Source organism: Psychrobacter sp. P11G5, assembly GCF_001593305.1.
Lineage (GTDB): Bacteria > Pseudomonadota > Gammaproteobacteria > Pseudomonadales > Moraxellaceae > Psychrobacter.
In genome coordinates, this window is the sequence record NZ_CP012533.1 from 2,453,104 (window position 1) to 2,465,316 (window position 12,213).

The following is a 12,213-nucleotide window of genomic DNA, read 5'->3' on the forward strand; positions in this document are numbered from 1 at the left end:
AAGCCAAAAACGGCCTCATAAAATCGTTTGTATTTAACAATGACTTATATCGGTTTTGTTAAATAACAATTAATAATAGGCAAAAGTAATAAATAGCGAGTTAGCATTATAACTCGCTATTTATATAGACAAAATATTTATTAAACTGAAATTGTCTCAGCATCGCCCATAAACGGACGCAACACTTCTGGAATCGTGATACTACCATCCGCATTTTGATAATTTTCCATCACAGCTAATAAGGTACGACCAACTGCCAAACCTGAACCATTTAGCGTATGCGCCAAACTAGTCTGCTTGCCGTCTTTGACCCGCGTGCCCATACGGCGTGCTTGGAAGTCACCGCAGTTTGAGCAGCTAGAGATTTCGCGATAGGTCTCTTGGCTTGGTAACCATACTTCGATGTCATAAGTTTTTTGCGCGGCAAAGCCCATATCGCCAGTGCACAGTTTTACAGTACGGTATGGCAGATTCAACTGCTGCAAGATATATTCAGCCTGCCTTGTCATCGCTTCAAGCAAGTCATCTGAATGCTCAGCGCTGGCAATATTGACCATCTCAACTTTTTCAAACTGATGCTGACGAATGAGACCACGAGTATCACGACCGTGCGAGCCGGCTTCACTACGGAAACATGGCGTATGCGCGGTAAACTTTAACGGCAGCTCTTTGATATCTAAGCGCTCGCCGCGTACCAAATTGGTCATCGGTACTTCCGCCGTCGGAATGAGATAAAAATCCATATCATCATTATTCGTATGATTAGTAAGTTTAAACAAATCATCTTCAAACTTCGGTAACTGACCTGTGCCTTTTAAGCTTTCTGAATTGACGATATAAGGAACATACGTTTCAGTATAGCCGTACTTAATCGTATGAGTATTCAGCATAAACTGAATTAAGGCACGGTGCATTTGTGCCAACTGTCCTCTAAGCACGTTGAAGCGGCTACCAGTTAGTTTGGTTGCTGCTTCAAAGTCGAGCATACCGAGTGTCTCACCTATATGAGTATGGTCTTGAATCTCAAAGTCAAACTCGCGCGGCGTGCCCCATTTGCGCACTTCGACGTTATCATCTTCTGACGTACCGACTGGCACATCTGCTGCTGGAATATTGGGAATCTGCAAAGCCGCTTGGGTGATGCGCTCTTGTAAAGTGCGCAGCTCGTCTTCGGCCGTTTTAATCTCACCGCTGACACTTTGCATCTCAGCCAATAGCTCACTGGCATCTTCGCCCGATTTTTTTAGCGCGCCCACTTGCTTAGCACCAGCGTTACGGCGCGATTGCAACTCTTCGGTTTTGACTTGTAGCGATTTACGCTCATTTTCAATGGTTTGCCAGAACTCCATATCAAGCGTATAGCCACGGGTGGCCAGCTGTTGCTGTAAGTCGCTTAAATCGCCGCGTAAGAGTTTCGGATCAATCATAATAGTTGCCTGTAACGCTGAGAGTGAGTAGAAGGTTTAAAAAAATTTTTAATATAATAAGTGGCCAGCTTAGATTTATAACAGAGCTTTATGCCTAGTTATGACATAGTTATAGTCTTGCTGTGACGCCATGCTTTTTATGACAAAATATTGTAGCCGCTATAATACCAAGACCCAGTAGATTTGACCATGTTTAGACCATTTTTTAACTAGGTTTTCAGGATTTTCTACCTCTAATTTATAGCAACTACTTTTAGTTTAACGATATCCTTCAGCGCTCAATAATGTATGTCTTTTTGAATTAATGTATGCCTTTTTGAATTTTTAACCCTAAAGTCATACTAATTCCAAAATTTTGAGTGGCAAAGATAACGAGGGGAAATACTACATGTAACGGATTAGGCTAGTTTGGCACAGCTAGTCGCATTTTTTGGAACCGATATTAGCTTTCATAACTGATATTAACTCTTCTAAGCGTCGTATATCTCTATTAATGTCATTAATATGGCATCTATAAGGGCACAGATATCCTTATATGTTTCATTTAAGAGCACTTTTCGGTAAGATAAGCGCATACCTTTATTACACTTCCAGCCAACGACGGCGTAGCTGCTTACGTTTGGCGTTTTTAAACCCAACACTTTTAATATAAGTATTTGAGAAACCTTTATGGCCCTGTACCCCTACACGCTACAACCTGTCGCCTTAAATTTAACCGAGGCTGAATTCCATCAAGCACAGTATGAGCTATTCGCCAGCGCTAGCCCCTCTTTCGGTTTAAAAAGCATCAAAATGAAAGAATGGATTATTATGGCAGTGGTCGTAATACTAGCAATTGTAGGGTTAGTCTTCGTAACAGGTTACTCGACGATTATTTTTTGGCTAATGCTGGTTGCGGTCGTAATTTATTTACTGGTTCGCACCCTTGGCTTTAAATGGTATGTCAAAAGAGAATTTGAAAAACAAGTTGCTGATCAAGAGATGCCAGACGAGATGCGTCAGATGAAGTTGGGTGTGCAAAAACATGGTTTAGTCATGGCAATGCCAACCAATCAGCCTGATTTGATGAACAATAATAAGATGCGTGGCATGCAAATGCGGGCTGGTACTACTCAACAAGCGGTTATTCCATGGACTGCGGTCAAAAGCTGGGATGAGACTGATGACTATATCTTTATGATGTTTGAAATGAAAGGTCAGCAAGGCAGTCAAATTGTACCTAAACGTTTGCAAGCGCAAAAATTCCCGATTGATACGGTACGTCAGCACCTGAAAGAAGTAGTTCCTGTAAAAGGTTTAAACCCTGAGAGCATTCAACCACCTTCATGATAGTATTTAGGTCTCTTTATCTGTTTTACTTTAAATGATAAAGAGACTTGCTTAATAGTAAAGAGAGTTTCTTTAGAGTTTTACAAAACCAATCATAGCATTATATTTATTAAATTTAACTAATCCATTATGGTTTGCTATTATAATAGGCATCAAAAGTTAAAGCATCGTAGTTATTAGTGGTACCAGTCTTTTTCAGAATCCAGTCTCTTTCGTAATATCGTCGTTATATGTTCAGACTTTGGTATGATAAAGAAGGTAATCATAAGTAACGCGACTTGCTATACTCCTATTTTATAAAATCAACACTCACATTATAAGGATAATATTATGAGTAATACTGATAACAGTACTAACCAGATTGGTCTAGAAAAAGCTGAAATGAGTCAAGTAATTGATAAATTAAATGGTCTATTATCTAGCTATCATACTTTCTATATTAACGTCCGTGGTTACCACTGGAATGTTAAAGGCGAGCATTTCTTCTCATTACATCCTAAGTTTGAGGAGTTATACACTGCTCTACAATTACAGATTGATGAGATCGCTGAACGTATTCTAACCTTAGGTGGTACACCATTACATGCTTATAGCGATTTTTCACAGCACACTAGCATCAAAGAAGACAAGAACGTTAAAGACGGTAACACCTGTGTAAAAGGTGTGGTGACTGGTCTGCAAACGCTTATTGAAGAGCAGCGTCAAGTTTCAGCACTAGCAGCAGAAAGCGATGACCAAGGTTCAGCCGACCTAGTTGATGCTTATGTACAAGAGCAAGAAAAACTAGTTTGGATGTATAACGCATTCTTAGGTTAATGATTAACTAGACTCTGCTAGTCATTACATCTAATCGTAAATAAAAAAAGCACCTATTATTAGGTGCTTTTTTATTACTCAGATATCGTTAACTAATACTATAAAAACAGATGGTTACTGTTGAATCCATTGGCGCATTTTCTCACGTTCAGCAGGCGTTGCATTAAGCCAAATTTGCATAAAGCTATCAAGGGTATTCGCAGACTGAGTGCTAGAGCTTACCGTACCAGTGTTTACCTTAGGCTGGGTTATTACAGTTTGCTGCCCAGTAGTTGAAGTCGGCTGCTCTAATGCAGCAATAGCGCGCTGGTTCTGTAGTTCGGCATCACTGCTACCACCAAACACACCGCCTAGAGCTTTACCTATACCTGATAGCAAGCCACCTTGATTTCCACCGATGCTTTGCTGACTGGCGATAACCCTATTGTCCTGTTGTACTGCTAGCGTTGGACGTTCAGCATATTCTTTGGCAGCTTTATACTCTTCTGGTTGATTAGGCATAGTCAAACGATAGGTTTGATTGTCTGCCAGTTCCGCCGTTACGCTCACATTGCCTGAACGCAAATAGTCATGCTCATCACGAGGCAAATCATATAGACGGTCATATTTAGCAGTAATGGCATGTTGACCAGGCTGCAAAGTAAACGTTTTAGTTAAAGGCTGAAAGGCACTTTGTTTAACTTCCTGCCCATTAATAGCGGTCACTTTAATATGGTCATCGACGAGCAAAGTAACGGCTGCATGTGAAAGCATAGACACTGAACCTGCGCCAATTAAGAGCGTGCTGATTGTCAGTTTTTTAAGCAAAGAGGCAGAGATTTTCATAAGATATCCTATCCATGATAAAAAATTTGGTAAAAAAATTAAAGGTTAGAGCATTGAGCTATTTATCTTCAATAAGTGTCAGCAGCTAAAAATCCAGTGGTATTGTATGGTTGTCATTACTTGCTGCTTCATCATCTTTTTGGGTTTCTTGAGCGATATCAGCAAGCTCTGCCGCGAGCGTTTGTTCATCAATAGTACGCAATGCATCGCTTATCACTGCTTTAGATATATTACTACGTCCAAGATTAGAAAACATCGGCTGAATATAGTTGAGCACCTCCATCATTGCCCCGATACGATGCGGTCCTTCGGTCAGCAGATGCTCAATAATACGCTCATCAAATTGCCAACCACGCCGACGTAAAATAGACTGTAATAATGCTTTACGGTCTGCTAGGTCATGACCATTGGGTACTTTGAAAGTGGGTGCTTGTGCTAAACGAGTCAGCAGATCAGTCAGCTGAAACGGCAATTCACTGGCGGGTCTATTGGCAGCAAATAGTAATTGGCGCTGCCCTTCACGGCTGCGGTTTATCAAATGAAACAAGGCTTCTTGCCATTGAGCGCTATGTTCCAACACTTCTAAATCATCAATGGCGATAAGATCAAAGTTCTCTAAGGATGACAGTACGTGGACATCGGTATGAATCAACTCATTAAGTGATAAACAAATTGCTGACTTATCCATCTCAATGAATGACTCACAAATAGCCGATAGCAAATGAGACTTACCAGTAGCAGGGCTACCGAATAGGTACAGCTGGCCTATCAGGCCGACATGTAGCTGCCGCACTGCATCAATAATCGACATCCAACCTGGACCAGCAAAGTCGCTGAGACTCGCATCGTGCTTAATGTCCAGATTGAGACTTAGCTGTGCTTCTGCCATGAATCATCAACTCGTTTTGCATAGCGCAATGTAAAGAAAAAATTAATTTGTTGAACAATCTTCTTTAAACTGGCTTAAATACTGCGTGACATAAATTTTTTGGTATTGGCATGTAGTTTTCTTAACTTACATTTTTTTGTTATCCAACAGTTCTCTCGTTCAGTAATAAATTAACTAAATGCTTTATTAAAAAAGACCTTTGTCAAAATTAACCGAAACGAGCAACTGCTATAGTTAATACTGCGCCTATATATAACATATTTACAAAATGACTGACAAGTCTTTTACTTACTAAGCCTGATTAACTGCTATTCGTCAATCTAACATTTAACAACTGCTGCTTGTCTGATCTATCGCCTTCAATCTTAACTTACTTATCTTTCTTCAAATAAATTTAGTTGTTTACGACCCTTATAAAAGTCGGTAGAGCGATAATAATTATAGAGATGTCGAAATAGTACGTTAAGTACAGCGGATACAGGCAAGGCAATCAACATACCGACGAAACCTAGTAAGCTTGCGCCTGCCAATACAGAAAAAATAACCCATAACGGTGAAAGCCCGATTTTATCACCCAACAGGAGTGGCTGTAACACGTATCCTTCGGCCGCTTGTCCTACTAAAAACGCACCAACGATTAGAGACAGATAAGTCCAATTTAGACCAAATTGGAACAGACAAGCAATAACGGCGGCTATGAAACCAAGTCCAAAACCTAAATACGGTACAAAACTCGCAACACCTGCAACCATACCAATAATTAGTCCAAGCTCAAGCCCAATCAGTTGTAATTGCACAGCATAAATAATCCCTAACAGCACCATGACCAGTAATTGACCTTTAATGAAAGCCATCAATGCACGGTCACACTCTTGGGCGATGCCAATGACTGTTTTGCAGTAAGCAGTAGGAATAGCCACTTTCCAGCTAAGCAGACGTTTGTCCCAATTAAATAAGAAATAAAACGTCAGAATGGGTACTAGCACAATCAGTCCGGCATTATTAATAAAGTTCATACTTGAGGCAAGTATTTGGCTCATCCATGTACTGGCGTCTGAGAATCTATAATGCGTCTGCATATAATCTACTAAGGTCTCGGACAAACCCTTCGCCTCTAACTCTGGCAGACGAACAGGGCTATTATTAGTAAACCATTCACGTACCACTTCATCATACCAGCTCAGAATTTTGGGCAAATACTCCCAAGCGGCTTGCAGTTGATGCCACAACGTTGGCACAATCCACCAGAGTAGCAACACCATACTGAAGGTCAGTGCTGAATAGACGACAATAATAGCTATCCAGCGTCTAACATACCTTGATAAGCGTTTGACCAGTGGATTAAGTAAATAAGCCAGTATGAATGCAATAACGAACGGTATAATGACCGGCATCATCAAATACAATAAAAATAGGGTTACAACAATAGCAACGACAATAAATAAGCGCCGAAAAAAAGGATCTATTGGTTGATTTATCATTAAGGGCAATCCTACGATTAAGCTGATTTGAGATGATGACGTTACTAGAACTGGTCTTATAAGTTATTAAATGACCTTCCTGTAATAGTAATCATTAGTACGGCAATTTTACAATTACTTTGGCGCTTTATTATCGCAGAGTACAGTAAAAAATCAGTCATTTTTTGTGTCTTGGTTTTTTATTTGCCGCTTATAGCAAATCTTGGTCAAATATTGGCAAGTTGCTTTGCGAGTGTGGCCTGTTTTTGGGTATAATGCGCGCACCACATTCAAATTTTATAATACTGACTTCAATTATTCATTGTAATGAATAACTTCAACTATTAATTCCAATTATCTATCCCCAACTGTGAGATGACTATGAGTGACAAGCCTTCTTTAAGCTACAAAGATGCCGGCGTTGATATTGATGCAGGCGATGCATTGGTTCAACGAATCAAGTCCGTAGCAAAAGCCACTACTCGCCCTGAAGTTGTGGGTGGACTTGGCGGTTTTGGCGCCCTATGTCGTATTCCGACAGGTTACACCTCTCCGCTACTCGTATCTGGTACTGATGGCGTTGGTACTAAGCTTAAGTTGGCACTACAGCTAAATCGTCATGACACTATTGGCATTGATTTGGTGGCGATGTGCGTTAATGATCTATTGGTTTGCGGTGCAGAACCATTGTTCTTTTTAGATTACTATGCAACGGGTAAACTCGATGTCGATGTTGCTGCTACCGTCGTGACTGGTATTGGTGATGGTTGTAAACTTGCCAATTGTGCCCTTATCGGCGGTGAAACGGCTGAAATGCCAGGCATGTACCAAGACGACGATTATGATTTAGCTGGATTCTGTGTGGGCGTGGTTGAAGAAAGCGAGGTTATCACTGGTGAAAATGTCGCAGAAGGCGATGTTCTAATCGCCCTTTCTTCAAGTGGCGCGCATTCTAACGGGTATTCATTAGTACGTAAAGTTATCGAAGTCAGCGGTATTGATGTTACTAGCAGCAATGAGCAGCTAGATGGGCAGCATATTCAAGATGCGCTAATGGCACCTACTCGTATTTATGTAAAAGCGATTAAAGCTCTGCAGGATACCCTTGGTAGCTCCGCACTGCATGCCATGTCACATATCACTGGTGGCGGCTTAACGGATAACTTGCCACGCGTATTACCGGATAATTTAGCCGCTAGCATCGATACCAACAGCTGGCAGTTCTCAGAGCTATTCACTTGGCTACAAACTGAGGGCAATATTGAGCAAAGTGAGATGTACCGCACCTTTAACTGCGGTGTTGGCTTTGTTATCGTTATGCCTAAAGATAAAGCTGAAGCGGCGATTAAAACTTTGAATGATGCTGGCGAAAAAGCATGGCAACTAGGTGAGATGGTTAATCGTGAAGCGGATGCAGTGGTGTACCGTTAATGTCAGTATCGCCAATATCAGATGATAATCTACAAAGCACTTCTAAAAGTATCGCAAAAGTATCGGCTAAACCTTTACGCATTGCGGTATTGGTATCAGGCAGTGGTAGCAATCTACAAGTATTAATAGATGCTATGCAAGCAGGTGCACTACCGATTGAGATAGTCGGTGTCATTAGTAATCGTGAGGATGCTTATGCCATCACACGTGCGCAAGATGCCGCTATTCCAGTAGAAGTATTGTCGCACGTTGCTAATGGCAAACGCATGGGAATCAAAACTTTTGAGAGTCATGCTAATGCTCAACTGGTAGAATGGCAAGCAGATTTGATTGTATTAGCTGGTTTTATGCGGGTATTGAGTGCAGATTTTATCGATAACGCACCAGCACCGATGATTAACCTACACCCTTCTCTATTACCTGTTTATAAAGGGCTAGATACTCATCAGCGTGCCATACAAGCAGGTGAGCGTCATCATGGCTGTAGTATTCATGTCGTCACTGCTGAGCTCGATGCGGGCGCTGTTTTGACCCAAGCTTTATTAGAAATCAATCAAAAAGATACGGCGGATTGTCTACAAACGCGAGTGCAAAAGCTTGAGCATCAGCTATTGCCTTGGACAATTTTGTTATTAGCTAAAGGTGTAATCAACCTGAATAGTCAGGGCAAAGAAACTTTTTCTATGTTACCCACCTTACCTTTAAAGCTGTATTTAAACAGTTAATGCAATGGCAAGAAGCAAAGAAAAATATTAATCATTTAAAACTATCGCTCATAAAAAAGCCCAGTCACTCAATTTATGAATGACTGGGCTTTTCGGTATCTAATGTTTAAAGCGTTTTAACTTTAAAGTCTGTACGTGTTCTTAACTGTTATGAACGTGGACACCTTTGATGTTTACGAATTCTTTAATACCGAAACCACCATGCTCGCGACCATGACCCGAGTTTTTCACACCACCAAAAGGTAATGCTGGATTTGCGAGGCCATAACCATTGATATAGACCATACCCGTATCAAACTGTTCATTGGCTAGACGTATAGCTTTGTCTTCATCTTTAGAGAAGATAGCGCCACCTAAGCCATAACGGCTGTCGTTAGCGATACGTAATGCATCGTCTTGATCTTTAGCACGTATCAGCGATGCTACTGGACCAAATAGCTCATCATCATAAGCTGGTTGACCTTTTTCAACATTTTCCAAAATAGTCGCTGGATAGAAGCTACCTTTACCTTCTGGTAATTTACCACCAACAGATATAGTAGCGCCTTTGCTTACGCTCTCTTCCACTTGCTCATGCAATTTTTCTTGCAGATCTTTGCGGGCTAATGGACCAAGATCCGAGCTGTCGTCCATTGGATCGCCTGCTTTTTTGCTTTCGAACTCTTCAACGATACGCTTACGGAACTCATCATATAAACTGTCGACAACGATAAAGCGCTTTGCAGCAACACAAGTTTCGCCATTATTTATCAGACGCGCTAGAGTACAAGTTTGTACTGCAAGCTCTAGGTCAGCATCCTCTAAAACGATAAATGCGTCATTCGAGCCCAACTCTAGGACCGCTTTTTTGATTGCTTTTGCTGCTTGCTGACCGACGATGCTACCTGCACCATCACTACCAGTGAGCGTCACGCCACGTACTTTATCATTACCAATTAACTTTTCTGACTGATCATGATCGATTAGAATAGTACGGAACAAATCGTTTGGTAAGTCAGACTCATGGAATATTTTTTCAATTAATAAGCCAGAACCAGTCACGTTTGCTGCATGCTTAAGCAGAACGCTGTTACCTGCCATCAAATTGGCTATGGTATAACGGAACACTTGATAAGCTGGGAAATTCCAAGGCTGCATACCATAGATAACGCCAATGGGCTGATAAGTGACAATACCTTTTTTGAGACCTTCGATGTCACGTTCATCATCAGCAAGCGCGGCCACACCCTTCTCTGCGGTGTAATCACAAATCGCTTTACATAGATCAATTTCTTGTAGACTCTGACTATAAAGTTTACCGCGCTCTTCAGTCATAAGACGAGATAGCTCCTCTTTGTACTTCATCAAGGTCTCGCCAATAGAATTAATAACCTTCGCACGCTCTTCATGGCTAGTTTTACGCCATTCTAGAAATGCTTGATGCGAGGCTTCAACAATGTTGTTAACCTCATCATTACTCATATAGTTATATTCTTTAATGTCTTCGCCTGTTGCTGGGTTTACAGTAGTAATATCTGCCATGATTATTGACCTTATCCATTTATTTAGTTGATTGATAAATTGCTTAGATGATACTAATTACAAAACACATATTTCTTAGTCTTATCATCTAGCTCTAAACAGTTATTATTCTAAAGATGTTCGTTTTAAAGATATTCTTGCTTAACGTTCAACTTTTCTAAGTTCGAATTATCATAACAAAACTATTCGCTTACAGTTTTACAAGATATAAAGAAATGTGCTTGATATGTTAAGAATGTGACTGTCTTATTAAGAAATACTTAACCAACCCCAAGTTCAAACAAATAAAAAACCAGCACAAAGGCTGGTTTTATTTAACATTAAACTTTAATAGAAGTTGCAATGATTTAGAACAGCCCTGATGCTGAAATGGGAAGTGCCTAAATAAAAGCTACCTTAAAACAGATGATTAATGGTGGGTATTTCTTGCTCCTGATTCTCTTCATCAGCAACCACCTGCCGTGCAACATGCATGATAAGTTGTCGTAACCAGCGATGCGCTGGATGATGCTGTAATAACGGTGACCATGCCATCGTCAGCTCAAATTCAGGAATAAAGAATGGTGGCTCTTTCATCATAATACTGTCGTTATTGGCCTGCATGCGTGCAACTCGGGTCGGCAATGTCGCAATCAAATCTTTGTTTGCCGCGAGCATGGCCGGCATCTGATAATGACGAGTAAAGACACTAATCTGCCTTTTTTGTCCTAGACGCTGTAGCGCTTGATCGATAGAGCCAAGTCCGCCAGACTTTTCTGGATTGACTCCGAACCCCACGCCCATACCTGTCTTGGATACCCAGACATGCTGCGCTTTTAGATAGTTTTTTAGATTAAAACGATTGGCATAAGGGCTTTCAGATGATAATAAGCAGCTAAAAGTGTCGCGCCAAACTAATACTTGATGGAAGCTTTGCGGTATCTCGTTGAAGCGGTTAATCGCCAAATCAACTCGCCCTTGCTCCATATCACGATAAGACACGTCTGAAGGTGTCAAAAAGTCCAAAATCACATTCGGTGCTTCAGAGCGTAAAGCTTTTACCAGTTTTGGTACCAGTGTCGCCTCAGCATAGTCTGAGGTCATAATACGAAAGACGCGTGACGTGCTATATGGGCGAAACTCCGTACGCGGCTCTAATACTTGAGTCAGATCAGCAAGTATCTCACGAATACGTGGTTGCAGCTCTAAAGCTCGTTCGGTCGGCGTCATACCTTCAGATGAACGCACCAATAACGGGTCGTTGAATAGCTTACGCAAACGTCGCAATATATTACTCATTGCAGGCTGGGTGATGCCTAACTGCTCAGCAGCACGTGTGACGTTTTTTTCTCTTAACAATACATCTAAATGCACCAATAAATTTAAATCGACCCGCTGCAAATTCATATGTATTTCTCTTTTACTTAGAATAAATGCTATTTAATACTTAGCAATTTTTGCGTTGTTTTTATAGATAATTATGGGTGTTATACAGCCATTAGTAGGAAATTAAGAGTATTTTTTGCATTAACTTTGCTCAACATTAGCTATTATAACGTAATTCTTCTAAACTCAAACCATTGTTTTTGTTACTCTATATATTATGGAAATACCAAAGATAACTATCATAAATTAGGTAAATCTTGGTAACCCCGCTATAGTGAGTTATACAAATAATTGACAGCACAGACAATAATTCTTATCTCAAATCGTTATTTTATTTATATAACTAAACAACGTATTTGTACGATGGGTTGTTACGTAGCTCAATGATTAAGTGCTAGCATCATCATCATATAATGCTTTGACTA

Annotated in this window: 10 protein-coding genes; 4 read left to right on the top strand and 6 right to left on the bottom strand. The window is 40.6% G+C overall.

Going from position 1 to position 12,213, the window contains the following annotated elements:
• Window positions 1–140: 140 nt before the first annotated feature.
• The gene (serS, locus tag AK825_RS09870) at window positions 141–1,427 is read right to left on the bottom strand and encodes a serine--tRNA ligase (RefSeq protein WP_068036785.1); all 1,287 of its coding nucleotides are present in this window, start codon (window positions 1,425–1,427) and stop codon (window positions 141–143) included.
• Between the two features lie 669 nt (window positions 1,428–2,096).
• Here serS and AK825_RS09875 point away from each other — a divergent pair.
• Window positions 2,097–2,756 carry a YcxB family protein gene (locus tag AK825_RS09875; RefSeq protein WP_068036786.1) on the top strand — a complete coding sequence of 220 codons (660 nt, stop codon included), beginning with the start codon at window positions 2,097–2,099 and terminating at the stop codon, window positions 2,754–2,756.
• Between the two features lie 330 nt (window positions 2,757–3,086).
• A complete protein-coding gene (locus AK825_RS09880) occupies window positions 3,087–3,572 on the top strand; it encodes a Dps family protein (protein ID WP_068036789.1) in 486 nt (161 codons plus the stop codon).
• Window positions 3,573–3,686: 114 nt separating this feature from the next.
• On the opposite strand, the gene AK825_RS09885 is transcribed toward AK825_RS09880, so the two are convergent.
• The 3 genes from AK825_RS09885 to AK825_RS09895 form a co-directional block, all read right to left on the bottom strand.
• Complete coding sequence (locus AK825_RS09885; protein WP_068036791.1) at window positions 3,687–4,397, bottom strand: DUF2057 family protein; 711 nt, start codon at window positions 4,395–4,397, stop codon at window positions 3,687–3,689.
• An 85-nt stretch (window positions 4,398–4,482) separates the two neighbouring features.
• Window positions 4,483–5,286, bottom strand: coding sequence for a DnaA regulatory inactivator Hda (hda, locus tag AK825_RS09890; protein ID WP_068036793.1), 804 nt, complete (start codon window positions 5,284–5,286; stop codon window positions 4,483–4,485).
• 374 nt (window positions 5,287–5,660) lie between these two features.
• Entirely contained in the window at window positions 5,661–6,767 is a 1,107-nt protein-coding gene (locus AK825_RS09895; RefSeq protein ID WP_068036796.1) for an AI-2E family transporter, read from the bottom strand.
• Window positions 6,768–7,127: 360 nt separating this feature from the next.
• Here AK825_RS09895 and purM point away from each other — a divergent pair, with 360 nt between their 5' ends.
• Both purM and purN read left to right on the top strand, forming a co-directional pair.
• Window positions 7,128–8,177, top strand: a complete 1,050-nt coding sequence (purM, locus tag AK825_RS09900; protein WP_068036798.1) for a phosphoribosylformylglycinamidine cyclo-ligase — start codon at window positions 7,128–7,130, stop codon at window positions 8,175–8,177.
• Window positions 8,177–8,902 carry a phosphoribosylglycinamide formyltransferase gene (gene purN / locus AK825_RS09905; protein ID WP_068036801.1) on the top strand — a complete coding sequence of 242 codons (726 nt, stop codon included), beginning with the start codon at window positions 8,177–8,179 and terminating at the stop codon, window positions 8,900–8,902. Before purM ends, purN begins: the two co-directional genes overlap by 1 nt.
• A 141-nt stretch (window positions 8,903–9,043) precedes the next feature.
• Here the strand turns inward: purN and AK825_RS09910 are convergent, their stop codons facing one another.
• Complete coding sequence (locus tag AK825_RS09910) at window positions 9,044–10,423, bottom strand: NAD-dependent succinate-semialdehyde dehydrogenase (protein ID WP_068036804.1); 1,380 nt, start codon at window positions 10,421–10,423, stop codon at window positions 9,044–9,046.
• A gap of 396 nt (window positions 10,424–10,819) precedes the next feature.
• The gene (locus tag AK825_RS09915) at window positions 10,820–11,809 is read right to left on the bottom strand and encodes a LysR family transcriptional regulator (RefSeq protein WP_068036814.1); all 990 of its coding nucleotides are present in this window, start codon (window positions 11,807–11,809) and stop codon (window positions 10,820–10,822) included.
• Window positions 11,810–12,213: the final 404 nt, after the last annotated feature.

Coding starts and splice junctions, on each gene's coding strand:
- hda (WP_068036793.1), bottom strand. CDS start 5,286: ATGGCAGAAGCACAGCTAAGTCTCAATCTGGACATTAAGCACGATGCG.
- serS (WP_068036785.1), bottom strand. CDS start 1,427: ATGATTGATCCGAAACTCTTACGCGGCGATTTAAGCGACTTACAGCAA.
- AK825_RS09910 (WP_068036804.1), bottom strand. CDS start 10,423: ATGGCAGATATTACTACTGTAAACCCAGCAACAGGCGAAGACATTAAA.
- AK825_RS09895 (WP_068036796.1), bottom strand. CDS start 6,767: ATGATAAATCAACCAATAGATCCTTTTTTTCGGCGCTTATTTATTGTC.
- AK825_RS09880 (WP_068036789.1), top strand. CDS start 3,087: ATGAGTAATACTGATAACAGTACTAACCAGATTGGTCTAGAAAAAGCT.
- AK825_RS09915 (WP_068036814.1), bottom strand. CDS start 11,809: ATGAATTTGCAGCGGGTCGATTTAAATTTATTGGTGCATTTAGATGTA.
- AK825_RS09885 (WP_068036791.1), bottom strand. CDS start 4,397: ATGAAAATCTCTGCCTCTTTGCTTAAAAAACTGACAATCAGCACGCTC.
- AK825_RS09875 (WP_068036786.1), top strand. CDS start 2,097: ATGGCCCTGTACCCCTACACGCTACAACCTGTCGCCTTAAATTTAACC.
- purM (WP_068036798.1), top strand. CDS start 7,128: ATGAGTGACAAGCCTTCTTTAAGCTACAAAGATGCCGGCGTTGATATT.
- purN (WP_068036801.1), top strand. CDS start 8,177: ATGTCAGTATCGCCAATATCAGATGATAATCTACAAAGCACTTCTAAA.